Source organism: Thermodesulfobacteriota bacterium, assembly GCA_030583865.1.
Classification (GTDB): domain Bacteria; phylum Desulfobacterota; class GWC2-55-46; order GWC2-55-46; family GWC2-55-46; genus UBA5799.
On record CP129479.1, the window covers coordinates 2,592,834 to 2,619,451 of the forward strand.

Sequence of the window (26,618 nt, forward strand, 5' to 3'; positions counted from 1 at the left end):
GCAAGCCTCCTTTGGCATTATTTTGATTAGCTCTGAAATCAGCTGTTTTTTTCTGAAGTCAGGGAAGGGCGGAAATAAAACGCGGAGCGTATATGAAAACATGGAGCACTTTTATTTGCGCCTGACGCAGAGGTCAGGGAAAACTGCGGTTTTCATCTATGAGCTTTTCTTCAACTCTATCAATACGAGCTTGACTATCGTCTTGAGCGTCTCGAACACGCCGGTGCCGTCGCTTGCCACGGCCTCGAAGTCCGGGACGCCTTCGGGATTAAGGACCTTCTTAAGCTCCGCGACCGGGACCGCGCTCGGGAGGTCCCTCTTGTTGTACTGTACGACATAGGGCACCTGGGAAAGGTTATAGCCCTGGTCCTCGAGGTTCACCTTCATGTTCTCGAAACTCTCGATATTGGCGTCCATCCTCTCGGCCTGTGAGTCGGCTACGAAGACGATGCCGTCCACGCCCTTCAGGATGAGCTTCCTCGAGGCGTCATAGAATATCTGGCCCGGGACGGTATAGAGGTGGAACCTGGTCTTGAAGCCCTTTATATCGCCCAGGGCGAGCGGCAGGAAGTCGAAGAAAAGGGTCCTTTCGGTCTCGGTGGCAAGGGTAATCATCTTGCCCTTGGCGTCCGGCCTGGTCTTCCGGTAGATATGCTGCAGGTTCGTGGTCTTGCCGCAGAGGCCCGGCCCGTAGTACACGATCTTGCAGTTTATTTCCCTCGAGGAGTAATTTATGAACGACATTTTTCCTTCGTCTCAAGAAACCCCCCGGGGTCTTCCGGGACGGCTGCCGCAAGCTCGAAAAAAGGACGGCACTGAAAGATTAAAGAACCTCAAAAATCAGAGATCTTCCCTGAAATCAAGGAAGGCCGGGAATAAAAAGCGGAGCATATATGACAATATGTGAGCATTTTTATTCCCGTAACTACGCAGAGTCCGGGGAAAAGATCAATTTTTAGAGCAGCCTGCCAAGCTAATTGAAGAGCTTCTCAATATCCTCGTCGGATATCTCCTCGAGGAGGCTCTCTTTCTCGCTCCCGCCGGCCATCCTGGCCAGGAGCTTCTGAATGGAGCGGGCCAGGTCCTCGCTAGCCTTCCTCACCCTGAGCCGCACAAGCCCCAGGGACGACCTTTTGTCGAATATGACGACCAGGATGACGCGCTGCTCTATGAGTGATATATGGATGTTGTCCTTCTCGCCTTCATGGAAGAGGATGGAGAACTCTTTTTCGCCGATGAGTTTCGCGAGGCCGCCGGTGGCGGCTATGTTGCCTGCCGTGAGGGAAGCAAGGGAAGTGGCGTCAATGTCCCTCGTTTCGCCGCTCGATGCTATGAGCTGGCCGTCCTTGTCCACGAGGTACACGCACTTCGCGTTAGCTTCCTTGAGGAGCTTGTCGATCGAGGAGGTTATCTCCCTGTACTCCTCCTCGTACATCACGAATGAGCTCTGAGGCATTTACCGACCTTCTCCTGACGGATGGTGAAAAAGAGCCCCTCCGCCTTCTTCCGCCGCTCCCTGCCGGAAATAGGGGGGGCGGCAAACAGTTCGACCTAAGGGGCTCGTCCTTTTTTATGTACAGATGGGCTACGTCCCGGAGAGCGCGGGCCGTTAACGGCGCGACCGCCCGGCTTGAAACGGCCCTCAAGCTTCCTGGAGGGCCTCCCCCTTACGCGGCTTTACAGGCGCTTGCCTTCGAGGTCCAGCAGGCGCTGCCACTCGGCATCGACCCGGTTCTGGAACTCTTCAAGAAGCCCAGCGTTCTCTGGCTTGAAGAGGTGCTTGAACCTGCCCTGGGGCTTGAGCCAGTCTACGAGCGGCTTTTTTTCCTTGGGCTTGTAGTTTATCTTCAGGACCCCGTTCTCCACCTCGTAGATGGGCCAGTAACATGTATCGACGGAAAGCTTCGCCAACTTGATAGAATCTTCCGATTTCGTGTACCAGCCGAGCGGGCAGGGGGACATGACGTTCATGAAGGTCGGCCCCTGGGTCTTAAGCGCCTTCTCTGCCTTTTTCGAGAGGTCCGACCAGTTGTGCGGGCTCGCCTGCGCCGCGTACGGGATGTCGTGCGCTATGACGATCCTTGTAAGGTCTTTCCGCCACTGCTTCTTGCCGGGTATGACCTGGCCGGCTGGCGAAGTGGTGGTGCTGGAATAGAAGGGCGTCGCGCTCGACCTCTGGATGCCCGTATTCATGTAAGCGCCGTTGTCGTAGCAGACGTAGAGGAAGTTGTGCCCGCGCTCCAGCGCGCCGGAGAGGGCCTGAAGCCCTATGTCATAGGTGCCGCCGTCGCCGCCGAAGGCCACGAACTTTATGTCCTTGTCGCCTCCGGGGAGCGCGCCCTTTTTCTTGAGCGCCCTGTAGGCCGATTCGATCCCGCTTATGGTCGCGGCCGCGTTCTCGAAAGCAGAGTGTATCCAGGGCACCCTCCAGGCCGTGTACGGGTATATGGTGGTGCCGACCTCGAGGCACCCGGTTGCGGTGGTGGTTACCACGGGCCCGTTTGCCGCGCGGAGCACCAGCCTCACAATGGGCGGGATGCCGCAGCCCGCGCAAAGCCTGTGCCCGCCGGAGAAAAGCTCCTGCTGTTTCGAAAGATCCTTGAGGGTTGCCATATTTTAACCTCTCCAAGCCCCGAAGGGCCTTGTTTTCTTTTTATAGGCGCCGTTTTCAGGCGCGTCATTACAGGGTGATGTACTTTACGAGGGTATCCACTCTGCCGGTCTCGGCGGCCTTGAGCGCCTCGTTGAAGACCTCCACCGCGTCCTTTACCTTGTAGTCCCTTCCGCCGAGGCCGTATATGCGGTTCATGACCCTGGGCCTTGGGTCCAGGTCATAGAGCGCGGAGCGGACCTCTGAGAAGACCGGCCCGCCGAAGGCGTTCATGGAGTCCGCCCTGTCGAGCACGGTAACGGCCTTGCAGCCCTTCAGGGCCCCGGCTATCTCCTGCCAGGGGAAGGGCCTGAAGAGCCTGGGCCTCAAGAGCCCGACCTTCTTCCCCTCTTTCCTTAGCGCGTCCACGGCGACCTTTGTGGTGCCCGCCGCGGAGTTCAGGACCACTATCGCGGCCTCGGCGTCCTCGAGCCTGTACGTCTCGAAGAGGCCGTACTCGCGGCCGAACCTCTTCCCAAAGTCCTTCATCACCTCGATGGCAGCGCCCTTGGCCCTTGTCATGGCCTCGGACTGCTGGCGCTTGAACTCGATATAGGTGTCAGGAAGGGTCATGGCGCCGAAGGTCGGGGCCTTGTCCGTGTCCAGGAGCGAGGCCTTTGCGTTGTACGAGCCTATGAACTGCCTGACCTCCTGGTCTTCAATGAGCGAGATGTTCTCTATCGCGTGGCTCGTTATGAAGCCGTCCAGGCATACCATCGCTGGCAGGAGCACGTCCTTGTGCTCGGCTATCCGGAGGGCCATGAAGACGTTGTCATAGGCTTCCTGCACTGTCTCGGAATAGAGCTGCACCCAGCCCGAGTCCCTTGCGCCCATCGAGTCCGAGTGGTCGCAGTGTATGTTTATGGGGGCCGAGAGGGCCCTGTTCACGTTCGCGAGCACTATCGGGAGCCTCATGCCCGAGGCTATGTAGAGCATCTCCCACATGAGGGCAAGTCCCTGCGAGGAGGTCGCGGTCATGACGCGCGCCCCGGCGGCCGCAGCGCCTATGCATGCGCTCATGGCCGAATGCTCGCTCTCGACGGTTATAAGTTCTGTTGTGACCTCGCCGTCGGCCACGTAGCCCGAAAAATCCTCCACTATCTGGGTGGAGGGCGTTATCGGGTAGGCGGCGCAGACGTCGGGGTTTATCTGCTTCATGGCATAGGCCACGGCGGAATTCCCCGTGAGCCCCGTCTGCCCCTTGGTCGCCGTTATAGCCATTATTCGGCCTCCTCTACCATTTTTATCGCCTTCACCTTGTCCGGGCACTCGACCGCGCAGATGCCGCAGCCCTTGCAGTGCTCCAGGTCGAACCCTGCCATCTTGCCCTCTTCGGTCACGACCGCGGAGTCCGGGCACATGACCCAGCATATGAGGCAACTGGTGCACTTATCGAGGTCCACGACCGGACGGAGCTTCCTCCAGCCGCCAGTCGAATAATCATGGGCCGTGCCGCCCTTTGGTATGACCCCGCCGAGGGGGTATTCCTTTTTCTCGACCATTTATAGAATCCTTTCCGGGATTATGCTTTCTATCAGGCTGCTGAAAAAGTCCATCTGCTTCGAAGGCTACGTCGCTCGTCACTAAGGCGTATACAAACATACGCCTCACTCCTCGCTCCCCTGTTCCTAATGGGGCCTCGCATCTGGAACTTTTTGAGCAGCCTAGCGATTTACTTTTTTTCCGTAAACTGCTAGCCTTTTACTTCCTCGTAGCCCCTGCCCATGGCGGCCACGTTCCCCTCTATAACCTTGGGGCTGAACTTCTTGGAGTAGTTCTCCTTGAAGTTCTCGACAAGCCCCTCGAGCGTTATGAACGACGTGGCCTTTGCGAGGGCCCCGAGCATGGGGGTGTTCGGCATCATCCTGCCGATGGTTTCGATGGATATCTTCGCAGCGTCCAGGGTGAAGACCTTTACGTCCTTCCTCCCCTCGAGCCCCAGCTCTTTCCTCATCTCCTCCGGGCTCTTGGGCGTGTTTACTATGAATATCGCGTTCTCAGGGGTCCCCTCCGTCACTCCTCCCGATGACTCCATGCCGCCGGAGAGGTTCATGCCGATGAGCGTGGGGTCTGCTATGAGGACGTATCTCGGGTTCGTCACCTGGCAGTGGAGCCTTATCGGCTCTTCCGATATCCTGTTGTAAGCCTTGACCGGCGCGCCCATCCTCTCAGGGCCGAACTCCGGGAAGGCCTGGACGAATTTGCCTGACCGGAGGCACGCTTCCCCAAGGACCTTGGCCGCGGTCACGATACCCTGCTGGGCCCTTCCATGCCATCTTACCTCTATGTAGTTCTCCATCATCCTCTTCCTTTGGATTATTTTTCATTCAAGCGCGCCCCTGATTTCCAGTTCCGGCGCTCTATCCTCACCCCGGCCTCTCCCTACAGCTCTCTTCGCCCTTCGAGCGCCCTGCCGAGCGTTGCCCCGTCCATGAACTCGACGTAGCTCCCGACTGGTATGCCGGAGGCGAGCCTTGTGACCCTCGCCCCGTAGGGCTTGAGAAGCTTCGTAAGGTAGGTGGAGGTGCCTTCACCTTCGGAGTCGAAGCCGGTGGCGAGAATGACTTCGCTTATGCCGCCGGCCTCAAGCCTTGAGACGAGCTCGCGTATCCTTATCTCCTCGGGCCCGACGCCCTTAAGAGGCGCGAGGCTCCCGTGGAGCACATGGTACCTCCCCCTGTAGCCGCCCATGGACTCTATGGCCATCATGTCCTTGAAATCGGAGACCACGCATATTATCGAGGGGTCCCTCTGCGGGTCGGCGCATATCCTGCACGGGTCTTCCTCGGAGAAGGTCATGCAAACGGAGCAGAGCGCCACCTTGTCCTTGACCGAGGCTATTGCCCCGGCAAGGCCGGCGGCGAACTCCCTGTCCGAATTCAGGATGAAAAGCGCGAGCCTGGTGGCCGTCTTCTCCCCTATGCCCGGGAGCCTCGAAATAGCCCTTATCAGGTCATTTATAGGCCCCGCGTACTGCATCCTTTAAAATCCATCCTTGTTCCGCCGGGCAGCAGCCCGGAGATTCTCAACTGGGTTTACGGGCCGCATTAAAGGGAGGCCCCTGAAACCCCGGTATTTGGTGATTAGAAGAGTCCGCCCGGAAGGTTGAGCCCCAGGCCCGAGGTAAGCTTGCCCATCTCCTCCTGGACCATCTCCTTGCTTTTCCTCAAACCCTCGCTGACTGCAGCCACTACAAGGTCCTGGAGCATTTCGATGTCCTTGGGGTCCACAACGGAAGGGTCTATCTTGAGCGCGACCAGCTCCTGGCTGCCGTTTACCGTAGCGGTAACCATGCCGCCGCCGCTTGAGGCTTCGACCGTCTTCGAGGCAAGCTCCTTCTGCATCTCGGCCATCTTTTCCTGCATCTTCTGGGCCTGCCTCATGAGATTGCCCAATTGCTTAGACATTGGTCCTCCTCCGGTCCTCTATGATCCTACCGCCGAGGATGCGAAGAGCATCCTTGACGACTGGGTCTGCATCCTTTTTCGCTGCGGTGAGCGCGCCTGCGGCAACGCCGTTTATCCTTACCGAGACAGGCCGCCCGTAAAACTCTCCCAGGCACGCCTCCAGGGTTTCCCTGTTTACGGAAAGCCTTGCCCCTGTCCTCGCCCCGGCGCTGATGCTTACTATGCCGTCCTGGAGCTCAAGGGCCGCGTCTTTCAAAAGCTCCTGGAGCTCCGGCTTTCTCCTGCTTACGAACTCGATCGGCCCGGGGGCTCCGGAACCGCATTCCGGTCTCTTATCCCGGGGCCGGGCATCCTTCTCAGCCCCGGCCTTTTCCCCTTGCTCATCCAGGGAAGCGCTCCCGGCCTTCGCCTTCTCAACCGGCCTTGCTTCGTTCTGCCCCTCTTTTTTCCAGGGGAGCGGGCCTCCGCTTCTTTCAGCGGCTGCCGGCTTCGGGGCCGAAGGGACACTGCCTGAGCCCGGTCCCGGACCGAGCCTTAATGCCAGCGACTCAAGCCTTTCCATTACCGAGCCCAGGGGTTCGAGCTCGTCAAGGTGTGCCGCCCTGAGGAGCGCCATCTCGAGCGCATACCTCGGGTGGGCTGACCTTGACACCTCTTCATAGCCCTTCGAGAGGACCGTGAAGATCATCTGGAGCCTCTCGTGCCCCACCCGCTCCGATATCGCCCGGAGCCTCTCGATTTCGCTGTCAGGGAGGTCGAGGAGAGCGCTTTCCCCGGTTGCCTTGAGTACGGCCAGGTCCCTCACATGCTCAAGGAGGTCGCTCAGGGCCTTCTTAAAATCATACCCAAAATTATATACTTTTTCAACAATATTCAAACACGCGCCGGTGTCCTTGCCTATGACCGCCTCGGAGAGTTCGTACAGGACGGTCCTGGCCATGAGGCCCAGCGCCTCGGCCACGTCCGCCTCCCTGAGCTCTCCCCCGGAGAAGGCCAGGGCCTGCTCAAGGAGGCTCTGGGAATCCCTCATGCTCCCGTCCGCTTCCCTCGCTATTAGATACAGGGCCTTGTCCTCGAAATTTATCCCCTCGCGCCCCGCTATCTCGACCAGGCGCGACTGGATGTCCCTGAATGGTATCCGCTTGAAATCGAAGCGCTGGCATCTCGAAAGTATGGTCGCGGGAATCTTATGCACCTCGGTGGTGGCGAAGATGAAGACGGCGTGGGGCGGCGGCTCCTCGATCGTCTTAAGTAGCGCGTTGAAGGCTGCCGTCGAGAGCATGTGGACTTCGTCGATGATATAGACCTTGTACTTGCCCTCGGACGGCACGTACCTTACGCTATCGGATATCTCCCTTATATTGTCTACGCTGTTATTGGAGGCGCCGTCTATCTCGAGGACGTCGACTGACGAGCCGAGCGCAACGCCCCTGCAGGACGGGCATTCGTTGCAGGGGTCCGCCGTGGGGCCCCCGGAGCAGTTCAGGCACTTGGAAAGGATTCGGGCCGCGGTGGTCTTCCCGACGCCCCTCGGCCCGGAGAAGAGGTACGCATGGGCAATTCTCCCGGAGGCGATGGCGTTCCTCAAGGTCCTCGTGACATGGGCCTGGCCCACGACCTCGTCAAAGACACCCGGACGCCACTTCCTCGCTATTACCTGGTAGGAAGACATTCAAATGGCCCTTGGCAACATCTAAAAATCGATCTTTTTCCCGGACTCTGCCGTAAAATAAAATGCTCACATATTAACAATATGCTCCGCATTTTATTCCCGGCCTTCCTCGATCACGGAAAAAATCTCAATTTTTCAGAGATTGCCTTTTATTTCCATCAGGGGATTTTGCCCGACAGAAGGATGGAACAGGTCGGTTTGCGGACGCCGTTGATAGCCAGGCACCCTTGCGGCACATGGGCGGAACTGCTACCGTTGCTTCCTTCCGGACCTGGCGGGGTTTACAGCCCTCCATTGCGCAAGACCCGGCTATCAACGGCTGCCGCAAACCTCTCCCGGACACGCTGTCCGGGCCTATTGATTATATACCAGAAAAAGTCTTAAAGACCAAGCGCTCTTTTGAAACCGCCCTGAAATAGGCAGACCCCGCCTTTGAAGGCCTCGAAGGACCGTCTTTCCATAAAGGCGGCATATGCGGAAGACGCAGCATGCTCGCCTAAATCCTTGAAATATAACGGAATTGCCGATAAAAGGCAGGTCGGGCAGGGGCTTCTTATTCTTCAGCCGCTCTAGCCGGCTCTTCGAAGGCCTCCCATCCTCCGCCGAGAGCGGTATAGAGCGTTATGAGGTTGAGTATCGTATCGGTTTCGCTCCGCACCAGTTCGTCCTCAGCGTTCACGAGCTCCCGCTCGGCATCCAGCACCGAGAGGAAATCTTCTTCGCCCGAGTCGAAAAGAGCGCGCGCAAGCTCTACGGAACGCCGGCGGCTCTCGACCGCGTTTTGCAGGCGGTTTCGCGTATGGAGCTTCTGGGCGTAGCGGGTGAGCGCGGTCTCGGCGTCGGCCAGCGCCTCAAGTACGCTCTGCTCATAGAGCGCCTCTGCCTGATCCGCCTCGGCCCCTTCGGCCTTTACGCGGGCGCGTAGAGCGCCGCCTTCGAATATCGGCCACCTGAGGAACGACCCGACGGAGAAGATGGCGCTCCCGGACTGGAAGAGGTCGCTTAGTACCCTTGCGCTACCGCCGACCACGCCCGTCAGGGTGAAATCCGGGTAGAGGCGGGCTGTCGCGGCGCCGATATCGGCTGTCGAGGCCGCCAGCTCCCGCTCGGCCGCGCGCACATCGGGCCGGCGGCGGAGCATGTCGGAGCGAAGCCCCACGGGAACCACGTCAGGAGGCGTTGGGAGCGGCTTTACGGCGCTCATCTCATTGAGGAGCGCCTCGGGCGGCTGCCCGAGGAGGACCGAGAGGCGGAATATCCCGGCCCTCATCTCGGCCTCGAGGTCGGGCAGGCGGGACTGTGTAAGCTCGAGCTGCCCCCTCGCGCGGCTTAAGTCGAACGCGCTCGCCTCCCCGAGCTGGAATAGGGTGTCTACAAGCCTATAGGTGCGCTCCTGCAGCCCGATATTCTTCTCTGTGATGGCTATCCGCTTCTGAAAGCCGCGAACGGCGTAGTAGTTCCGGGCGGTCTCGGCGAGGACGGAAAGGAGGACAGCGCGTCGGTCCTCCTCCGCGCCCTCTACGCGCGCGCCGGCGGCTTCGGTAGCGCGCCGCGTCCCGCCGAATACGTCCAGCTCCCACGAGGAATCGAGGGTGCCAGAAAAGGCGCTCGAAGTCTCTCCCCCGGACCTCTGGCGCGCCGCTGCGGCGTTTGCGCCCAGTGTCGGATAGAATGGCGCCGCGGACTCGCGGCGGAGCGCGCGGGCGCGGATGACTGCCGCACGGGCGGCCTCAAGCTCTTTATTCTCGGCTGCCGCGGCGTTGACGTACTTCTCGAGCTGGGGGTCGCCGAGGACCGTCCACCAGTCCCGGGCCGGCTCCCGCATGCCTGCCTCGTTTACCTCCTCAGAAAACCATTTGCCCTCCACGAGCGGCTCTGGTTTCACGTAATCCGGCCCGACCGCGCAGGATGAAAGGAAAAGAACGGATAAGGCCGCTGACCCTATAAGCTTTAGCCGGGTGAGGAGCCCGCTATCGACGGCCCCCAAGGTCCGTTTCGCCTCTGCCTTCACTTGTCGGCCTCCCGGAGGTGGAACCTGTCCATCTCTTCTTCGAGCGCGCGCCTTACGTCGCCGGGGGAGCCGGTCTTTCTGGCGAGGAGGCTATAAGCCACCGGCACGACTATAACCGTGAAGACCGTCGCCGAAAGGACGCCGAGGAGGACGACCACTCCAATCGCGGCCCTGGTCTCCGAGCCCGCGCCCGAGGCGAGTATGAGCGGCATCGAGCCGGCGGCCGTGGTCACGCCGGTCATGATAATGGGGCGAAGGCGGATGGAGGAGGCCTCGAGGACCGCCTTTCGGAACTCCATGCCCTGGTCCCGGAGCTGGTTTATGAACTCGACTATCAGGATGCCGTTCTTTGCGGCGAGGCCCACGAGCATTATGAGACCGACCTGCGTATAGATGTTGAGGGTGCCGCCCAGGAAATAAAGCCCCGCGAGCGCTCCAGTCATCGCTAGCGGCACGGTGGTCATTATGACGAGCGGGTGGACGTAGCTTTCGAACTGGGCGGCCAGCACCAGGAAAACGATGCATATGCCCATCACGAAGATGAACATCATGGAAGAACCGCTGCCCTTGAAATCGAGCGACTGGCCCTTGTAGTCGATTACGGCCGTCTCGGGCAGGTCCTCGCGCACAAGCCTCTCAAGGTGGGCGAGCGCGTCGCCTAGCGCGTAGCCCTCGGCCAGGTTGGCGTCGAGCGTGATGGCCCTTACGCGGTTATAGCGGTTGAGCGAGCTCGAGTCAGCGAACTCGTTGACGCCAATTATGTTTGATAGCGGAATCATGCGGCCCGTGGTGGCGGAGCGCACGTAGATGTTCTGCATGTCCGTCGGGGTGCGCTGCCTGTCGCGCTCGCCCTCGATGATGACGTCGTATTCCTCGCCGTCCTCGATGAAGGTGGTGACGCGCCTGCCCCCGAGCATGGACTCCAGCGTCCTTACCGCGGCAGTCGCGCTTATGCCCAGGTCGGCGGCCCGGTCGCGGTTTACGGAAATTCCCAGCTGCGGCTTCGTCTCCTTGTAGTCGGAATCGAGGCCCACGAAGCCCGGGTTGTCGGCGTCCACTTTTTCAACGATAAGGTCGCGCCAGCGTGCCAGCTCCTCGTATGTGCCGCCGCCGATTACGAACTGCACGGGCTTCTGGGTGCCGCCCCCGAAGCCCTGCCTCATGACCGGGAAGGCGCGCACGCCCGTAAGGTCCGACAGGCTTTCCTGCACGTCAGACATGATCTCCCAGGCCGAGCGGCGCTCCTCCCACGGCGTAAGGACGGCTATGACCATGCCGTCGTTAAAGCGCGAAAGGGTGCCGAAGCCTCGGGGAGAACGCACAAGCTGTATCTTTATCTCGCCCGCCTCCACGAACTTCATAAGGCGCTTTTCTATCTCGTCGATGTACTCTCTCATGTAGCCGTGAGAAGAGCCCTCCGGCCCGTTCACCATCACGAAGAACGCGCCCCGGTCCTCCTTGGGCGCGTATTCGGACGGTATGCTCTTGAATAAAAGCCCTGCCGCCCCGAGGAGGACGAAAAACGCTGCTATGACGACCAGCGGCCTGTCCAGGCAGAAGCCGAGCATCCTCATGTAGCCGCCGCGCATCCGGAGGAATGCGCGGTCGACAAGCGCGCTCAAAGAGCTCCGCCCGGTCCTCTTAAGGAGCTTGGAGGCGAGCATGGCCGAGAGCGTGAGCGCGACGAGGGTCGAGAAGAAGACGGCGGCTGCCATGGTAAGCGCGAACTCGGAAAAGAGCCGCCCGAGATCGCCCTGCAGGAAGGCGATGGGCACAAAGACCGCGATCAGGACGACCGAGGTCGCGACGACCGCGAACCCCACCTGGCGCGTGCCGTGGAACGCGGCTACGAGCGGGGTCTCCCCCTCCTCGATGCGCCGCGAGATGTTCTCGAGGACCACTATGGCGTCGTCGACCACGAGCCCTATGGCGAGGACAAGCGCCAGGAGCGTAAGGAGGTTTATGGAAAAACCCATCACCAGGAGCGCGGCGAAGCTCGATACCAGCGAGACCGGGATCGTAACCGCGGGTATCAGCATCGCCCGCCCGCTCCCGATGAAGAGATAGATGACCAGCACGACGAGACCCACGGCTATGGCCAGGGTCTTGTAGACCTCGTCTATCGCGTTCTGGATGAATACCGAGGTGTCGTAGGCGGGCTCGAGCTTCATGCCTTCGGGCAGCGTGCCGGAGACGCGCTCGGCCTGGGCTATGGCAGCCTTCGCTACCGCTATCGTGTTACCCTTAGACTGCTTTATGACGCCTATCCCGACCCTGGGCTGGCCATTCCCGCGGAATATTATGCGGTCCTCCACAGCCGCCTTTTCAACGCGCGCCACGTCTCCGAGCCTTACGAGGTAGTCGCTCCCGGCGTCCCGCCTCAAGACGAGCTTCCGGAAATCGTCCTCGGTCCTGTATGCGCGCTCCGCGCGCGCGGTGAACTGGCGCTCGAGCGACTCGATAGAGCCGGCCGGGAGCTCGATATTCTCGGTCCTGAGGGCCGACTCGATGTCCTCGACCGTTATGTTCCGGGCCGCCATCTTGGTGCGGTCGAGCCATATGCGCATGGCGTAGTCGAGGCCGCCGCCGACCCTCACGCGCGCAACACCCGGAAGTATGGAGAACCTGTCCACAAGGTAGCGCTGCGCGTAGTCGGTAAGCTCTATTACGCTCATACTGTCGCTCGTGAGGCTCAGCCACAGTATGACGTCGTCGCTCGAATCCGCTTTCTCTATCTCGGGCGGGTCGGCCTCGGAAGGCATCCTGTCGAGGACGCCGGACACACGGTCGCGGATGTCGTTTGCCGCGTCGTCGATGTCGCGCTCGGTAGTGAACTCGACGGAGATGCGAGAACGGCCGTCGCTGCTCGTCGAGGATATGAACTGTATGCCCTCGACCCCGGCGATGCTGTCCTCGATCACCTGCGTTATGCGGGTTTCGACGACGTTCGCGGAGGCCCCCGGGTAGGACGTGTCGATCGAGACCACGGGCGGGTCGATGTCCGGGTATTCGCGAAGAGGGAGCTGGGTAAAAGAGACGACCCCGAAGATTATGAGGAGGAGCGAAAGGACCGAGGCGAATACGGGGCGCGTTACGGAAATATCTGAAAGCTTCATTGGTCTTCCGGGCTACGGTTTGCGCTGCTTCAAGAGTTCGTCAAGGGACTGGCCGCCTTCGTCGACGGCGCGGACGCTTATCTCCTGGCCGTTACGCACCTGCATGAGGCCGTGGACGATGACGCGCTCGCCCTCCTTGAGGCCCGATGTTATCTCCACCCTGCCGGGGACGCGGCTGCCGATAGTGACCTGCTTCTGCACGGCAATTGGCTTGCCGTCCTTGGAAGCCTCCGCGAACACGAAGAACTTGCTCTCCCTCTGGATCAGCGCCTTTTCCGGCACGAGGAGCGCCTGGCGGGGGTTCTTGAAAAGCACGATGCTCATGAGGAGGCCGGGCCTCAAGACCCCGTCGGGGTTGGGAAGGATGGCCCTCACCCGCACTGTGCGAGTGACCGGGTCGACCTGCGTGCCAACGGTGCTCACCTCGCCCCTGAAGACATTGTCCCCGAACGCCTCGACCCGGCCCTCGACGCGGAGGCCCTGGCGGATGTCATTCAAAAACACGGAAGGCACGTCGAAGTCGACCTTTATCCGGCTCAGGTCGTCGAGGGTCGTTATCGCGTCGCCAGGCCTGACGAGCGCTCCAGGGCTTACGTTACGGAGCCCCAAGATGCCGTCAAAGGGGGCCCTTATGATACGGTCGTTTATGCGTGACTGTATGGCCTCTATCTCGCCCTCTATCTGGCGAAGGAGCGCCTGGCGCTCCTTGAGAGTCGCTGTGGACAGGGCCTGCTGCTTCTCAAGGCCCTGGGCGCGCCTGTACGAGGCCGTGCGCTCTTCGAGGAGCGCCCTGGCGGCCTTTAGGTTGGCCTCCTCCTCGCTCTTTTCCAACGTAAGGAGCACATCTCCCTTTGAGACGCGCCCACCGTCCTCGAATTTTATCTCCGTAACCGGCCCTGCCACGACCGCGGTTATAGTGACCGTCTCGTTGGCCCTGGTCGTGCCCAGGGCCTCGACCATGTCCGCGAAATCAGTTTTCTGGACCGGGGCCACGATGACCGGGAGCCCGGATGGCGCGGCTTTCCCGACGGATGCCGCATGCGCGCCGCCCGCTGTCAGCATGGATGAGAGGGAAAAGAAAAGAAGGATAAGAAGGGTGCGGATGCTTTTAGCGGCTGGTTTACCCGCGCGGTTCATTTTGCCAGGTTCTTGCATTCACACCTTGATAAGGCTGCACGGAGTACGGGCTCCACTCGCGGGCCCAGGCAGGCCCTGAAAGGCAGGCGGTTCGGGATTGCCGGACCGCATGGACGACTGTTGTTAAACCCGTCTTGTTCAATAACGGATAAGGCGGAGCTTTTGTTCCGTGCGCGGCCTTAAAATAAAAATGGCGGAGAGAGAGGGATTCGAACCCTCGATACATTTCTGTATATACGATTTCCAGTCGTACCCCTTCGGCCTCTCGGGCATCTCTCCGTGCCGGCCTGCCGATCCCGTCTTGGAATTTTCAGGCGAGTGCGGGGCGCCCTCAAAACCTGCGGAATCATCGAAAATATGGCGGAGAGGGAGGGATTTGGCCCTCTCTCGTCGGCGTCCTGCCTCCTCTCTCGGGCCCCGCGCTTTCGCTTCCGGGCGCGTCCATGCGCCCTCTTCCTCGCTCCGCTCGGCACTCAAGCGCCTTCAAATCCCTGCGAAGCGCATCGGATAAATATGGCGGAGAGGGAGGGATTTGAACCCCCGGTGCCGTTTCCGACACAGCTGATTTCGAGTCAGCCACCTTCAGCCTCTCGGTCACCTCTCCCAAGTACCCCATAAAAAGCCCGGTTCAAGAATAAACGAGGGACGCGGAAAAAGAACGCGCCCCCTTCAGGCAAGACCGGGTTACTTTACCCGAATGAAAAATTAACCATATTTCACTGCGGTTGTCAAAAGTTTTAAAAGATCGCCCAAACTCAAAAGCTCGTTCAGGCTGCTCAAAAAGCTCAAGGTGCAAGGAGTCGAAAAATGTGGATTGAGGGCGTACTTACCTTGTACGTTTGCAGTGACGAATCTTTAAGGCGAGCAGCAGTTTGGGCTTTTTCAGCCTTTTGAAGCCAAAAAAAGCCCCCGGACTGGAGCCCGGGGGCTTTCGGCAGGAAAACAGGCCTTATTTCTTTGCCGTTACGGGCCCGGCTGAGAGGAACCTCATCGGGAACCTCCTGTCGTTATAGGAGTTGAACTCCGGGTAGTCCCTGAAAATCCAGCCCCTGGAAACGCTCTTGTCGTTCTCGACGAGGTCCACGAGGACCGCGGGGTTGTTGAGCTCGTTGGACCTGGTCTCGATCCTGCTCTCGGCGATGGTGTAATCGGGGACGACCACCTCGACCTTGAGCCTTACGCCGTCCTTGAGCTTTATGTCGCTGCCGACCTTCACGGTTACGGTCTGGCTCGCGCCGGATTCGGCGTCCAGTATCTCAAGCTGCGCTTCTTTCCACTTCGCCTTGACCTCGTCGGAAATGGAAACGGCCTTCTGCGTCTTTATATTCGCGTGCTGGACCTTGCTTATGTCCTCCTGCATGGACGGGACCCCGGGATGGCCCTGGGGCATCTGCTCCTGCGTGGCGGCTGCAGGGGCCTTTTCCGCGTTCTCGGCCTTTTTTTCCCCTCCGCAGCCCGAGACCGCAAGAAGGATGACGGAAGCGGAAACCAGGAACATGCCTTTGTAAGAACCTTTCAGACTCATGAGACAATCTCCTCAAGGGTTTATAATCGAATCAATACCGGAATATACCATACAAGTGCCCTTTGCAAAAGAATTTTTTAGCCCCCTGCCAGGGAATCCCTCCATGCCTTTTCAAGGTCCTTATAGGAGAGGCTTATGGCGGAGTAGACGGCCTCGTCCATCGCCATTCCGCGCCCCAGGTTTTCGAGCATGTTACGGACGGAAAAGATCCCGAACTCGCGGATTATGTATTCGGTTGCAGAGAGGCTAAGAAGATATGCGAGCTCCGCCTGGTCGCTCCGAAGCCCCATGAATGAGCCCTCCAGGGACCTGAGGCTCAGCTTCCCACTGTTTGCGGCCCTCCGTAGCACATCTTCGTAGCCTGACGTGCTCCTGCCCTCGAAATGCTGGGCTATGCCCTCGTTTAGCCATACCGGCGCCCTTCCGTTCGAGGCCTCCTTTACCACCGCATGCACGTACTCGTGGTATATGACCCGCTCCAGCAAGGCGGTCTTTTCGGTTATACCGCCGGCCGGGAGCTTTATCCTGCCGTCGTATATGGCGCCCGCCCAGGAAGGGCTCCGGGTGATGTCCCTGAATGCGTCCTTCGAGTAAAGGAGCGTTTCCACACGCTCTTCCGGCCATATGCCTAGCTCGCTCCCCACCTTTATAAAGGCCTCCTCAAGGAGGATGCCTATTACATAACCGGCGACCGCGTTCTCGCCGCCCTCGAACCTGACGAGGAAGCGGCTCCCTTCCCTTATCCCCATCCTGTCCTCGGCCTCTTTTTCGCCGGCGACCTTGGCTAGCTCGGACTTGAGCCCCTTATCCGAAGGGTCGAGACCGAGCGCCTTTTCGAGGAATTCCGCCGCCCCGGAAAGGTCGCCCCTGGAGTACCGCTCCCTCCCGAGCCGGTGGTATATGCGCTTGAGCTCAACAGCGGCTCCCGGATGGCCGGAGGCCGTCTCGAGCGTTTCAGCCGCATCCTCAAGCTCCCCTGCGCTGGCCTGCACCCGGGCGAGGTTTATGATTATGACCGGGTCGGATGAGAGCGCTTTAGCCTCCCTGAGGAGCGCTACCGCCTCATCGAGCCTGCCGAAGCGCGCCTCTTTAACGGCCATCTCGTTAAGGGCCGCGGCGCGGCGCAGGTCTCCTCCTTCGCGCCCGCCCCCCACTTCACGGGCCGCATCGCCTGAATATGCGGCGCTCTCGTCAGGACTCACGTCTTCTGCTGCCCCGGCTTGAGCGCCGGGTCCGGTGTCTTCGGCAATGCCGTCATTTTCAGTGACGGCTGCGCGCTCCGGGTAAGCTGGTTTTACATACGTGGGCCCGCCCTTCAAGGAGAAAAAGAGGAACGCAAGAGCGGAAATGGCGAGCAATAAGGCTACAAGGAGAAGGACCGCGCCCCCCTTGTCGTTCCATCGGGGGGCCGCTCCGTAATGAAGCCGGGTTTTTGCGGGTGTCTTCACGGCCAGGCGGGCCTAAAGGCGCTTTCTCATCTTTACGGCGCCGAGGATAATATTGGCTATCGTGGACATGAAGTATATCTCGTCGTCCGTGAACTCGCGCGTTACGACCGTCTGAGCGTTAAGGACGCCGAAGGGCTTCTCACCCAGGAATATCGGGTACGAGTACATGGTCTTTATGCGGTACTGCTCTTCCTTGGTCTCGGGGAAGTACCTGTATCTCTCATCCTTCGAGACGTCGTCTATGAGGAGCGGCCTCCTTGCCTCGACCGCCGAGCCAGTTATGCCCTCGCCGATCTTAAGTCGCGCCTTGCCCACGGCCTCCTGCGCAAGGCCGTACGTGGCCCGGAGCACAAGGTGCTCGCCGTCCCAGAGATAAATCGAGCAAATATCGACCCCGAGCCTCCGGGCCGTCTTCTCCGCTACCCTTTTAAGGACGTCCTCGAGGTTATAGTCCGAGGAGGCGAGCATGCTTATCTCCTCGAGCGTTATTATCTCCTTCTGCTCGCGGTCGGCCTGCTGCTGGAGAAGGAACCTCCCGGTGTCGTCAAAGGTAAGCGGCAGCAGGCTCTCCTTGGAGAAATGGGGGTTTATGGCCTTTGAGGCGGCCGGGGCGGTCCTGTACTCCGAAAAACCGCAGCTGCAGGAGAACTTCATCCTGTAATCGTCGACACGGAGCGGCTTCATCTTCTTACCGCATTTCCTGCACCTTAAAATCGACTCCATATGTGCTCCTTCCCGGTCCTCGCTTGCGAATTCGCGTCGTGCCGCTTTGGGCCAGTCCGTCCCGAAAACGTGTTAACGGCCCCTCGGCAGTGGTTTAGTATAGCCGAACCTGCGCCTTTTTGCATTACCAATGTCCGCGAGCGCCGCGGGGTAGTTGTCTCAGGCAGCCTTTTCAGGCGCCCCTTTCTTCTGACGGTCGCCCGGCGGAAGCTCAAGCATTATGACCTCGCCCTGGGACCCGAGGGCCGGAAGCTCACTTCCGTTATAGGTAAGGGTAACCCCGCCGGCGTTCCCTACCACGACGGAGAAGCCCTCGGCGCCTGTCCATGTAAACCTTTCCCCCTCGCGGAGAAGGACCTCTTTAGGCTCGCCCCCGTCTATCCCTATCTTTATCCAGACCATTTCGCTCGCCCTGGCGGTAAGCGTATGAATGGACTTCGGGGCAGCCTCTGCGTTTACCGAAGCCGCCTGCTCCCGGGCGTCTTTCTCGACCGCTTTCTCAGGCCTGGCCTTTGCGGGAGAAGGTGCGACTACCGCTCTGGGGGTAGCTTCAGGCGCGGTCTTTTCTGGAGGGCCGGCAGGGCTTACGGGTATGGCAGAAGGCTCAGGAATGTCAGGGCTCAAGGACGGCGGGGCATCGGCGTCTTCGACCGCCGTTATTCCGCTCGCATCTTCTACTTCGACCTCGACAGGCGCGTCCTTTTTGAGGGATACCGCGTAGGCCGCGGCTATTATGAGGACAGCTGCAGCGACGAAGGCGTACGTCCTTAGTTTCTTAGGCAGCCTTACGGGAGTAGACTGCGCGTTCTTTTTCGCCCTTGAAGGCCCTGATACGGCCTTTCTTTCGTCGGATAAGGCCTCGGCCTCCCTTTCCTTCAGATAGACCTCATATCTCAGGACCGCGTCATTTTCGTCAAGGCCCAGGACCTTGCAGTACGACCTGATGAAGCCCTTTACAAAGGCCTTGTGCGGAAGCCCCTCAAGGCTATCTGCCTCTATGGCCTCGAGGAACTTCATCGGCACCCGCGTGGCCTCGTATATCTTGGCGAGGGACACCCCCCGCAGCTCCCTTTCTCTCCTAAGGTATTCGCCTGGACTCTCCATTTTACCCCCTGAGGATGCGGAAAGGCGTCTCCGGCTCTTCCGCCGCGCCCCGGCCGAGGCAAGAAAGGTCGAGGCTCAGAGGACCGCCCTTGCACTTCAGGCGGTCCCGTATGTTTTCAATGCCCGGTCTCTATAAGTTGAAAAAGTCCCTCCTGGACTTTTTCAACCACGGCTTGGCCGGAATGAATCCGTCCAAGCCTTACAAATTGCTCGACTTGGATAGTCTTCGCAATCTGGCAATCCATCCGTGGATTGCCGAGCAGGGTGTTTTTCAACACCTGCTCGGCCCTGTTAAAATTCGAGCCATTGGGCCAGGCGGCCTAATGGCTTCGGCTTGAAAGGAAAAAAAGTTTCCGCATGCCTATTTGATGAGGTTGATGTACTCTCTTGCCGACTGGGCCTTGTCGCTCTCCGGCGCAAGCTCTATTACCCTGTCGAACGCCTTTACGGCCCCGGCCTTGTCCTTGTATTTCGCGAGCGCCATGCCGAGGTTGAAATGGGCGTCCAGGAAGTTCGGGGCAGCGTTCACAGCCGCCCTGTACGCTTCGACCGCTTCCTTGAGCCTTTCGGCCTTTTCATAGGCAAGGCCCATGTTATAGTGGGCGAGAGCGAAACCGGGGTTTGCCTGGAGCGCCTTGGAGAAATACTCGACCGCGCCCCTGTAGTCCCTCTTGTTGTAGTAGGCCCAGCCCATGTTGTTATAGGCGAACTCCGGGCTCTTATAGAAGATGTTCTCAGCGGCCTTGCCGGCAGCGGCTATGGCCCTGTCCCATTCCCCTTCCTCGAGGTATAGGGCGGACTTGTTCAGGTGGGCGTCTGAAAGAGCGGGGTCGAGCGAGATGGCCTTGTCAAAGGCCTTATGCGCCTCTTTGCCCATGCCCCTTACGAAATAGGCGTAGCCGAGGGCGTTCCGATAATGGGCGTTGTCAGGCTGGAGATCTACCGCCTTGGTAAGCTCCTTCAGCGCGTCGGCGATGTTCCTTTCCATAAGGTGGACCTCGCCGAGCCTGTAATGTATATCGGCCTGCGCCTTCTTTTTGGCGAGCGAGGCCCCGCACGCGGAGAGGGCCGCAGACAAAAGGACCAGGAGAACTATACTTGAAAGCCTTCCGTTCATTTATCCACCGTGCCGGCCACCGCGCCGGTTAAAGTTCGTAAGTGCTTGAAAATAATATCATATGCCTTCAAAATGGGTCAACACCTTAAATTGCGCGAACCTCTCGTTTATTTCCGGCAGGGTCAGCTTTTCAAGCCTCTCCAGGCTAAAGGCCTCGACATTGAACGAGGCCATGACAGAGCCGAATATTATGGCCCGCCTGATGTTCTTCTCGCTTATGTCGCCGGTATTGGCAAGATAGCCCATGAGGCCGCCGGCAAAGGTGTCGCCAGCGCCCGTGGGGTCGAATATGTCTTCGAGCGGATAGGCCGGGGCCGAAAAGACCGAGCCGCCGCTGAACATGAGCGCGCCGTACTCGCCGCGCTTCACGATAAGCGTCCTGGGACCGTAGCCCAGTATCACCCTGGCCGCCTTCACGAGGCTCGCCTCTCCCGAGAGCTCCCTTGCCTCGCCCTCGTTTATGACGAAGAGGTCGACTTTCTTGAGGAGCTCCTTTAGCGCCTCGGGCTTCCCCTCTATCCAGAAGTTCATCGTGTCGCAGGCGACGAGCTTCGGGCCCTTGACCTGCTCGAGCACCTTCATCTGGAGCTCCGGGTCTATGTTCGCGAGGAAGACGAACGGCGCGTCCGTGTATGCCGCGGGTATCTCGGGGTTGAAGGAGCTGAAGACGTTGAGGTGAGTCTCGAGCGTGTGCGCCTGGTTAAGGTCGTATCCGTAATACCCCTTCCACCTGAATGTCTTGCCAGGGACCTTTCTCAATCCCGCGAGGTCGATGCCCTTCGTAGAAAGGCTTTTTATGTGAGCTTCGGGGAAGTCCTCGCCCACGACCGCAACGAGGTTCACCCCGGCGAAAAAACTCGCGGAGGTCGAGAAATACGTGGCCGAGCCGCCGAGCACCTCTTCCGCCTTGCCGAACGGGGTCTCTACCGAATCGAAAGCCACAGAGCCTACCACTAATATCCTGGACATCAAGAAAGCTCCTTAATGGGATTGGCTGACATAATATTCCGGGGCCGAAAGAAGGCCCGTCCGAGCGCGTTTATAAGAGAGCGGGACCTTACGCAACCGTATCCGGCGCGAGATATCTGCCTATGAGGAGGCCCATATCTTCCCTGACCCTGTCGGGTATGGCCTTGGGGTCCGTTATGGTTGCGTACTTGAGGGCGCTCGCGCACTTGCATTTCCTTTCAGCCGCGATAGCCGGGACCGCCTTCCTTATTATCTCCTTTGCCATGGCCACGTTCGCCTTGAGTGTGGCTATTATGGCCTCGACCGTGACCGACTCCTCGGTCGTGTGCCAGCAGTCGTAGTCGGTCGAGAGGGCTACCGTCGAATAGCAGAGCTCCGCCTCTCTCGCGAGCTTGGCCTCCGGGAGGTTGGTCATGCCGATTACGTCCACGCCCCAGCTCCTGTATATCATCGACTCCGCCCTTGTGGAGAACTGCGGCCCTTCTATGCAGACATAGGTGCCGCCCTTGTGTGCAGTCGCGCCGGCCTCTATGGCCGCCCTGTGGAGCACGCCCCCGAGGTCCTGGCATACCGGGTCGGCGAACTCGACGTGGCCCACTATGCCGTTCCCGTAGAAGCTCGACGCCCTGCCCTTGGTCCTGTCGAAGAACTGGTCGACTATCACGATGTGGCCGGGCCTTATCTCCTCCTTCATGCTGCCCACGGCCGAGACCGATATCACCCATTCGGCCCCGAGCTTTTTCATGCCGTAGATATTGGCCCTGTAGTTCACCTCCGAAGGGAGGAGCCTGTGCCCCCTGCCGTGCCTGGGGAGGAATATCATCTTGACGTCGCCCAGCATGCCGGTTATGTACTCGTCGGAGGGCTCCCCGAACGGCGTTGAAACGGCGACGAGCCTGACGTCCGTAAGCCCTTCCATCTCGTAAAGGCCGCTTCCGCCTATTACCCCGACTACCTTCATGGCCGCATTCTCCTTTTTAAAAAAATAAGCCGAACCCTAACAAGTTGCTGAAAAACCAAAACCTTTTTCAGGCTGCTCAAAAAGCTCAAGATGCAAGGAGTCGAAAAATGAGGAATGAGGCGTACTCTCCTTGTACGCCGGAGTGTCCAATTTTGAAGACGACGCCTTGAAGCGGGCTTTTTCAGCAGCCTGATAAACTTTTAACATCTGCGCCCCTTTTTGGCAAGGCCATTAATGGAGCGGCCCGGCCTCAGCCGGGGTAAGCGCCCCGGAGCTGGCCGCAGGCGGCCTGTATCTCGGAGCCCTTGCTCGCGCGCACTATTACCGTGTATCCCGCTTTCTTGACTATCGAATGGAAGGAATCGACTCTGGCCTCCGAAGGCCTCTCGAAAGGCGCGCCCGGGAAGGGGTTGAAGGGGATCAGGTTCACCTTGCAGCGTATGCCGCGGAGCATCCTTATAAGCCTCCTCGCGTCGTCGTCTGAGTCGTTCACGCCGGAAAGGAGCACGTATTCTATCGTAATATATCTCCTGGGCTTGAGGGGATATGAGCGCAGGGCGGAGAGGAGCTCTGAGAGCGGGTACTTCTTATTGACCGGCATGAGCCTGTCCCTCGTCTCGTCCGTAGTCGCGTTGAGTGATACCGCAAGGTTTACGTTCGAGTCCGCTCCGAACCTTTTAATCGCGGGGACAAGGCCTGCCGTAGAGACGGTGACCTTGTTATGGGAGAAGTTGAATCCCAGGTTGCTCGTGAGGACACTGGCGAACCTTGCCACGTTATCGTAATTTGCGAAGGGCTCGCCCATGCCCATGAGGACGACGTTCGAGATTTCCTCGCCCTCGCCGAGTATGTCGTAAGCGGTGAAGACCTGGCCTGAGAGCTCTGAAAGAGAAAGGTTCCGCATGAAGCCGCCCATGCCGGTCATGCAGAACCTGCACCCGAGCGCGCACCCGGCCTGCGAGGATACGCAGAGGGTGAGCCTGCCGGATTCCGATATGAGGACAGACTCGATGCGTGAGGAGTCCTCAAGCTCGGAGAGGAACTTCCTGGTGCCGTCGGATGAGCGCCTTACGTCGACGAGCCTGTTCCCCCGTATCTCGTAGCCTTCGGCGAGCCTGACCCTGAAGGCCTTCGAGACGTCGGTCATGGCCGAGATGTCGGAGGCGCGCCTCATGAAGACCCACCTGAATATCTGCTCGGCCCTGTAGGGTCGCTCTCCCATGGAGGCCACCTCCGAGGCGAGCTCCTCTATCGTGAAATCCCTCAGGTTCTTCATTAGCGCCTTTTTGATATTAAAAGTCGGGGGAGGGGAGAAAGGACTGGACTGGAAGAGCGGTCCCTCAGTGCTCGACTCTGGAAATCAACCAGTAGACGCCGCCCAGGACCGCGACAGCTGCGACGAGCGAGAGCTGCGCGCCGACCGCCTCGCTCGAGAGGCTCGTGACGAGTATCTTTCTTATGACGGCCACGAGGGCTACGCTTATGAAGACTCTTATCGCGAACTTTCCGCCCCGGAGGTGCTTTATCTCGGTGTTCATCAGTTCGATGACGACCCACAGCATGAGGAGGCTCCCGAGTGTGCTCAAGAGCCCCTTCTCAATGTCGCCGTCGAGTATGTGGAGGATATCGTAGGCGAAAAGCCCCATGACCATGAAGCCCAGGAGCACGAGGCCGATTACCAGGATGAGGTTCAGGCCGTGGGAAAAGCGGTTCGCCATCTGCACGAGGTACGATTCGACCCTCTGGGAGAAGAAGAACTTTTTCTCCTCCTCGACATACGAGTTCGTGAAGACGTCGAGGTTTATGTCCAGTATCTTCTCGACCGACTCGAGCATCCGGGCGCGCTCGTTTACGTCAGGCACTTCCCTGTGGAGGATGCCGTGTATGTATATCTTCACGAAATGGAAGGCGGCGTTCACGTAATGGGTGTGTAGGCCCACTCTCACGTGGACCTCTCCGACTTTCTTCAGTTCGGAGAGGTAGTGGCCGCCGTAGGTGCCGGAAAAGAGCTTCATGAACCAGAGCTTCAGGGCGTCCTGGTGGCGCTTTACCGTGGCCTCGTCCTTCAGGAACCGCTTCGTCTCCTCGAAGTCCTTGACGAAGTTGTAGAACTCCTCGACGAACTCCTCCCTGTACCGCTCCATCACGGGCCTAAGCCTCATGAGGAGCGATACGTCATCGTCCGTGAAGCGGTAATGCTCCTTTATCCTGTCTATCGAGTCCATGCGGCCTGCGTCTCTACTCGAAAATCTCCATTGCGCTGAAAAAATAGCCTATCTCGAAGGCGGCGGTGTCCGGGCCGTCCGAGCCGTGCACGATGTTCGACTCTATCGAGTCCGCGAAGTCCTTCCTTATGGTGCCCGGAGCTGCCTTCGCCGGGTCGGTAGCGCCCATGAGCTCCCTGTTCTTCGCTATGGCGTTGTCGCCCTTCAATACCATGAGGACCACCGGCCCGGAGGACATGAACTCGGTAAGGCTCCCGAAAAAGGGCCTTTCCCTGTGGACGGCGTAGAAGCCCTCGGCTTCTTTCCTTGAAAGGCTCGCCATCTTCACGGCGGCGACCCTGAGCCCCGCGGCCTCGAATCTCTTTATTACCTCGCCTATTATCTTTTTCCTTACACCGTCCGGCTTGATTATCGAGAGCGTCTTTTCAACCATCTTCCGTTCACATCCTCCTTAGGGTATCCTCTGCACGAGAGTTTCTATCGCGTATTTGGTTATTTCCTCGAAGGGTATGGGCCTGGCCATGAGCTTCTCGCTCGCCATGTTAGCCTCTGCCGAGCCCACCCATGCTATCCTTCCCGTCTCCGTGTTCCAGATCTCCATGTAGAGCTTTATCTGTGATTCGTGCGTCTTGAAGATGCTCAGCCCGAAAACGCTCAGCCTGTTCGACTGGCCCTGCGAGAACTCGACGAGCTTCGGGTAGATTATGTAGCTTACTCCCAGAAGGCGCCCTATCTTCTGAAGGCGCGTGCTCTCCAGTATCCCGGTCGAGTAGTATTCCTTGAGCATCCTGGCGAAATCGGCTGAAAGCCCGCCGCTGTTTATGATGCTCAGTGTGTCCCAGTAGGGTACGACCCTTAACTCAGGCCGCCTGCTCCGCAGGGCCTCCTCCGTGAAATCGCCCAGGAGTTCCCTGTACTCGAACCCCCTCTCGGAATTGGAAGCGGCAAAGAGCGCGACCGATGTCCCGTTCCCGAAGAACGAGTCAGGGGAACGGAAGGGCTCCCTTGCCCTGAAGTTCGTCTGCGTGAGCGGGTCAGCGGCGCAGGCGGTCAAAAAAAATATCAGGAGCGCCGGAAAAAGAAGCCTCGCCCTTTTCAAGAGAGACCCGCGCCGCGCCCTTTCTCCATGCCCGCCGTGCGGCATGCCTGTCCGGGCCGGGCGAATTCCGCGCAAAAGCCCGGCGCCGGCTTGCCGCATTTCGTCAAGACCCTTGCCCGAAGCACCCCCTTGCTCCATGTGAGCTTTTCCTCCTTTATTAAGGAGCGGCGATAACCTGCAGACTATTGTCGGACAGGCCCACTGGGCTGCGTGCCGAAAAAGCTGTCCTGCCGGACAAATGCTAATTATACCCTAAAAAGCTCCTGGCAGGAGGCGCCGGGGCCTCAAAATATAACACTTAACAGGTACTTTTTACAAGTTTTTAAAAATGGATGGGCGGGGACAGCCCGCCGACCCGATTCGATAGCTTGAGACTTCCTGATGGGAGGGGACTGAGGGGAGGGTGAAGATTTGGCTCGTCATTGCGAGCATGCGAGCGAAACGCGGCGGGAAGCAATCTCGTCTTTATGAGGAATAACCTGCTTTGAAGCCAAAAGCTCCGAACTGGCTACGAAACTATTTTGCCTGTCATTCTGAGCGAAGCGAAGAATCTCGGGCTGTCAAATTACGAGATTTTTATCTCGCCCCGTCCTGGGGCTCGACCCTTCGGGCTGCCTCGCCAAGAGGCTCGGCATTCAATTTTTGCTGTCCTGCAAAAATTGTCGTCGCCTTCGGCTCCTCAGAATGACAACTTGGAACGCCGCAACCTGTTAAGCAATGACTCGAATTCATTAGAACCTATTTGCAATCGAACTCTCACCGGCTCTTTTCCACTCCGGCCCTGGCGCAATAGGGAGCGATGCGGCAGGAGCCGCAAAACGGCGAAGCTGGCCTGCAGAGGTTCTGCCCATAGGCCACCAGAAGGTCGTTTATCTCTATCCAGTGCCTTTTGGGGAGCTTTTCGCGGAGGGCGCGCTCGGTTTCGTCCGGGGTCTTCGTCTTAACAAATCCCCAACGGTTTGTGATCCTGTGCACGTGTATATCTACGCAAATGCCGGGTTTCCCGAAGCCCAGGGTCACGACCAGGTTCGCGGTCTTCCGGCCCACGCCTTTTAATTTCAATAGCTCGTCTATCTCGTCGGGGACCTTCGAGGAATATTTTTCAACAAGCTCCCTTGAGATGTCCCGTATGACCTTCGCCTTGGTCCTGTAGAACCCTGCCGGATATATGGCCTTCTCTATCCGCGCGATAGGGAGCGAGGCAACAGCCTTTGGCGACTCTCCGAGCCTGAAAAGCCTCTCGGATGCCTCTCTTGTCACGTCGTCTTTCGTACGGAGGCTTATTATGCAGGAGACGAGGACCTTGAAGGGGTCGCGTCTTATCCTCTCCGAGACCTCGGTAACGTAAGGAGTGCGGAAACGCTTATACTCGGCCCTGAGTATCTTGATGACCTTCGGGATGTCTTCGAGGCGCATGGGGGAATAATAACAGATCGGAGGCGCGGGGGGGAAGG

Annotated in this window: 24 protein-coding genes, 2 tRNA genes and 1 other RNA gene; all 27 read right to left on the reverse strand. The window is 59.0% G+C overall.

Going from position 1 to position 26,618, the window contains the following annotated elements:
* Positions 1 to 156: 156 nt before the first annotated feature.
* Positions 157 to 744: a GTPase domain-containing protein gene (locus QY316_12355; protein WKZ32687.1), complete on the reverse strand. Its 588-nt coding sequence runs from the start codon at positions 742 to 744 to the stop codon at positions 157 to 159.
* Positions 745 to 973: 229 nt separating this feature from the next.
* A complete protein-coding gene (locus tag QY316_12360) occupies positions 974 to 1,456 on the reverse strand; it encodes a roadblock/LC7 domain-containing protein (GenBank protein WKZ32688.1) in 483 nt (160 codons plus the stop codon).
* Positions 1,457 to 1,677: 221 nt separating this feature from the next.
* Entirely contained in the window at positions 1,678 to 2,613 is a 936-nt protein-coding gene (locus tag QY316_12365) for a thiamine pyrophosphate-dependent enzyme (protein WKZ32689.1), read from the reverse strand.
* A 67-nt stretch (positions 2,614 to 2,680) separates the two neighbouring features.
* Positions 2,681 to 3,871 carry a pyruvate ferredoxin oxidoreductase gene (gene porA / locus QY316_12370; protein WKZ32690.1) on the reverse strand — a complete coding sequence of 397 codons (1,191 nt, stop codon included), beginning with the start codon at positions 3,869 to 3,871 and terminating at the stop codon, positions 2,681 to 2,683.
* Entirely contained in the window at positions 3,871 to 4,152 is a 282-nt protein-coding gene (locus QY316_12375) for a 4Fe-4S binding protein (protein ID WKZ32691.1), read from the reverse strand. Before QY316_12375 ends, porA begins: the two co-directional genes overlap by 1 nt.
* Positions 4,153 to 4,343: 191 nt before the next feature.
* Positions 4,344 to 4,949 (reverse strand): 2-oxoacid:acceptor oxidoreductase family protein, encoded by a 606-nt coding sequence (locus tag QY316_12380; protein ID WKZ34123.1) that lies wholly within the window; start codon positions 4,947 to 4,949, stop codon positions 4,344 to 4,346.
* 83 nt (positions 4,950 to 5,032) lie between these two features.
* Complete coding sequence (recR, locus tag QY316_12385) at positions 5,033 to 5,629, reverse strand: recombination mediator RecR (GenBank protein ID WKZ32692.1); 597 nt, start codon at positions 5,627 to 5,629, stop codon at positions 5,033 to 5,035.
* A 104-nt stretch (positions 5,630 to 5,733) separates the two neighbouring features.
* The gene (locus tag QY316_12390) at positions 5,734 to 6,057 is read right to left on the reverse strand and encodes a YbaB/EbfC family nucleoid-associated protein (protein WKZ32693.1); all 324 of its coding nucleotides are present in this window, start codon (positions 6,055 to 6,057) and stop codon (positions 5,734 to 5,736) included.
* Positions 6,050 to 7,729: a DNA polymerase III subunit gamma/tau gene (gene dnaX / locus QY316_12395; GenBank protein ID WKZ32694.1), complete on the reverse strand. Its 1,680-nt coding sequence runs from the start codon at positions 7,727 to 7,729 to the stop codon at positions 6,050 to 6,052. Before dnaX ends, QY316_12390 begins: the two co-directional genes overlap by 8 nt.
* A gap of 212 nt (positions 7,730 to 7,941) precedes the next feature.
* Positions 7,942 to 8,040, reverse strand: an RNA gene (gene ffs / locus QY316_12400) — signal recognition particle sRNA small type.
* Between the two features lie 242 nt (positions 8,041 to 8,282).
* Positions 8,283 to 9,740, reverse strand: coding sequence for an efflux transporter outer membrane subunit (locus tag QY316_12405; GenBank protein ID WKZ32695.1), 1,458 nt, complete (start codon positions 9,738 to 9,740; stop codon positions 8,283 to 8,285).
* The gene (locus tag QY316_12410) at positions 9,737 to 12,856 is read right to left on the reverse strand and encodes an efflux RND transporter permease subunit (protein WKZ32696.1); all 3,120 of its coding nucleotides are present in this window, start codon (positions 12,854 to 12,856) and stop codon (positions 9,737 to 9,739) included. Before QY316_12410 ends, QY316_12405 begins: the two co-directional genes overlap by 4 nt.
* A gap of 12 nt (positions 12,857 to 12,868) precedes the next feature.
* On the reverse strand, positions 12,869 to 13,993 hold the full coding sequence (locus QY316_12415) for an efflux RND transporter periplasmic adaptor subunit (GenBank protein ID WKZ32697.1): 1,125 nt from the start codon (positions 13,991 to 13,993) through the stop codon (positions 12,869 to 12,871).
* A 191-nt stretch (positions 13,994 to 14,184) separates the two neighbouring features.
* Positions 14,185 to 14,272, reverse strand: a tRNA-Ser gene (locus QY316_12420).
* A 235-nt stretch (positions 14,273 to 14,507) separates the two neighbouring features.
* Positions 14,508 to 14,597 (reverse strand) — tRNA-Ser (locus QY316_12425).
* Between the two features lie 345 nt (positions 14,598 to 14,942).
* Entirely contained in the window at positions 14,943 to 15,518 is a 576-nt protein-coding gene (locus QY316_12430) for a hypothetical protein (GenBank protein ID WKZ32698.1), read from the reverse strand.
* A 77-nt stretch (positions 15,519 to 15,595) separates the two neighbouring features.
* Positions 15,596 to 16,966, reverse strand: a complete 1,371-nt coding sequence (locus QY316_12435) for a peptidase MA family metallohydrolase (protein ID WKZ32699.1) — start codon at positions 16,964 to 16,966, stop codon at positions 15,596 to 15,598.
* 12 nt (positions 16,967 to 16,978) lie between these two features.
* Positions 16,979 to 17,689: a GAF domain-containing protein gene (locus tag QY316_12440; protein ID WKZ32700.1), complete on the reverse strand. Its 711-nt coding sequence runs from the start codon at positions 17,687 to 17,689 to the stop codon at positions 16,979 to 16,981.
* Between the two features lie 159 nt (positions 17,690 to 17,848).
* Positions 17,849 to 18,793 carry a DUF4115 domain-containing protein gene (locus tag QY316_12445; protein ID WKZ32701.1) on the reverse strand — a complete coding sequence of 315 codons (945 nt, stop codon included), beginning with the start codon at positions 18,791 to 18,793 and terminating at the stop codon, positions 17,849 to 17,851.
* Positions 18,794 to 19,154: 361 nt separating this feature from the next.
* On the reverse strand, positions 19,155 to 19,910 hold the full coding sequence (locus QY316_12450) for a tetratricopeptide repeat protein (protein ID WKZ32702.1): 756 nt from the start codon (positions 19,908 to 19,910) through the stop codon (positions 19,155 to 19,157).
* Between the two features lie 57 nt (positions 19,911 to 19,967).
* Positions 19,968 to 20,879, reverse strand: coding sequence for a PfkB family carbohydrate kinase (locus QY316_12455; protein ID WKZ32703.1), 912 nt, complete (start codon positions 20,877 to 20,879; stop codon positions 19,968 to 19,970).
* Positions 20,880 to 20,967: 88 nt separating this feature from the next.
* A complete protein-coding gene (mtnP, locus tag QY316_12460; GenBank protein ID WKZ32704.1) occupies positions 20,968 to 21,840 on the reverse strand; it encodes an S-methyl-5'-thioadenosine phosphorylase in 873 nt (290 codons plus the stop codon).
* A 250-nt stretch (positions 21,841 to 22,090) separates the two neighbouring features.
* A complete protein-coding gene (rlmN, locus tag QY316_12465) occupies positions 22,091 to 23,116 on the reverse strand; it encodes a 23S rRNA (adenine(2503)-C(2))-methyltransferase RlmN (GenBank protein WKZ32705.1) in 1,026 nt (341 codons plus the stop codon).
* Positions 23,117 to 23,180: 64 nt separating this feature from the next.
* The gene (locus QY316_12470; protein ID WKZ32706.1) at positions 23,181 to 24,065 is read right to left on the reverse strand and encodes a protoglobin domain-containing protein; all 885 of its coding nucleotides are present in this window, start codon (positions 24,063 to 24,065) and stop codon (positions 23,181 to 23,183) included.
* A 13-nt stretch (positions 24,066 to 24,078) separates the two neighbouring features.
* The gene (gene ndk / locus QY316_12475) at positions 24,079 to 24,498 is read right to left on the reverse strand and encodes a nucleoside-diphosphate kinase (protein ID WKZ32707.1); all 420 of its coding nucleotides are present in this window, start codon (positions 24,496 to 24,498) and stop codon (positions 24,079 to 24,081) included.
* An 18-nt stretch (positions 24,499 to 24,516) separates the two neighbouring features.
* Positions 24,517 to 25,302, reverse strand: coding sequence for a hypothetical protein (locus QY316_12480; protein WKZ32708.1), 786 nt, complete (start codon positions 25,300 to 25,302; stop codon positions 24,517 to 24,519).
* Positions 25,303 to 25,920: 618 nt separating this feature from the next.
* On the reverse strand, positions 25,921 to 26,580 hold the full coding sequence (gene nth, locus QY316_12485; GenBank protein ID WKZ32709.1) for an endonuclease III: 660 nt from the start codon (positions 26,578 to 26,580) through the stop codon (positions 25,921 to 25,923).
* Positions 26,581 to 26,618: the final 38 nt, after the last annotated feature.

Bases quoted from the DNA above. Each gene is read 5' to 3' on its own strand.
- QY316_12480 (WKZ32708.1), bottom strand. From the start codon at position 25,302: ATGGAGCAAGGGGGTGCTTCGGGCAAGGGTCTTGACGAAATGCGGCAA.
- QY316_12375 (WKZ32691.1), bottom strand. From the start codon at position 4,152: ATGGTCGAGAAAAAGGAATACCCCCTCGGCGGGGTCATACCAAAGGGC.
- porA (WKZ32690.1), bottom strand. From the start codon at position 3,871: ATGGCTATAACGGCGACCAAGGGGCAGACGGGGCTCACGGGGAATTCC.
- QY316_12365 (WKZ32689.1), bottom strand. From the start codon at position 2,613: ATGGCAACCCTCAAGGATCTTTCGAAACAGCAGGAGCTTTTCTCCGGC.
- QY316_12355 (WKZ32687.1), bottom strand. From the start codon at position 744: ATGTCGTTCATAAATTACTCCTCGAGGGAAATAAACTGCAAGATCGTG.
- QY316_12380 (WKZ34123.1), bottom strand. From the start codon at position 4,949: ATGGAGAACTACATAGAGGTAAGATGGCATGGAAGGGCCCAGCAGGGT.
- rlmN (WKZ32705.1), bottom strand. From the start codon at position 23,116: ATGAAGAACCTGAGGGATTTCACGATAGAGGAGCTCGCCTCGGAGGTG.
- QY316_12360 (WKZ32688.1), bottom strand. From the start codon at position 1,456: ATGCCTCAGAGCTCATTCGTGATGTACGAGGAGGAGTACAGGGAGATA.
- QY316_12450 (WKZ32702.1), bottom strand. From the start codon at position 19,910: ATGAACGGAAGGCTTTCAAGTATAGTTCTCCTGGTCCTTTTGTCTGCG.
- QY316_12445 (WKZ32701.1), bottom strand. From the start codon at position 18,793: ATGGAGAGTCCAGGCGAATACCTTAGGAGAGAAAGGGAGCTGCGGGGG.
- QY316_12470 (WKZ32706.1), bottom strand. From the start codon at position 24,065: ATGGACTCGATAGACAGGATAAAGGAGCATTACCGCTTCACGGACGAT.
- mtnP (WKZ32704.1), bottom strand. From the start codon at position 21,840: ATGAAGGTAGTCGGGGTAATAGGCGGAAGCGGCCTTTACGAGATGGAA.
- QY316_12390 (WKZ32693.1), bottom strand. From the start codon at position 6,057: ATGTCTAAGCAATTGGGCAATCTCATGAGGCAGGCCCAGAAGATGCAG.
- nth (WKZ32709.1), bottom strand. From the start codon at position 26,580: ATGCGCCTCGAAGACATCCCGAAGGTCATCAAGATACTCAGGGCCGAG.
- dnaX (WKZ32694.1), bottom strand. From the start codon at position 7,729: ATGTCTTCCTACCAGGTAATAGCGAGGAAGTGGCGTCCGGGTGTCTTT.
- QY316_12455 (WKZ32703.1), bottom strand. From the start codon at position 20,879: ATGTCCAGGATATTAGTGGTAGGCTCTGTGGCTTTCGATTCGGTAGAG.
- QY316_12410 (WKZ32696.1), bottom strand. From the start codon at position 12,856: ATGAAGCTTTCAGATATTTCCGTAACGCGCCCCGTATTCGCCTCGGTC.
- ndk (WKZ32707.1), bottom strand. From the start codon at position 24,498: ATGGTTGAAAAGACGCTCTCGATAATCAAGCCGGACGGTGTAAGGAAA.
- QY316_12430 (WKZ32698.1), bottom strand. From the start codon at position 15,518: ATGAGTCTGAAAGGTTCTTACAAAGGCATGTTCCTGGTTTCCGCTTCC.
- QY316_12440 (WKZ32700.1), bottom strand. From the start codon at position 17,689: ATGGAGTCGATTTTAAGGTGCAGGAAATGCGGTAAGAAGATGAAGCCG.
- QY316_12415 (WKZ32697.1), bottom strand. From the start codon at position 13,993: ATGAACCGCGCGGGTAAACCAGCCGCTAAAAGCATCCGCACCCTTCTT.
- recR (WKZ32692.1), bottom strand. From the start codon at position 5,629: ATGCAGTACGCGGGGCCTATAAATGACCTGATAAGGGCTATTTCGAGG.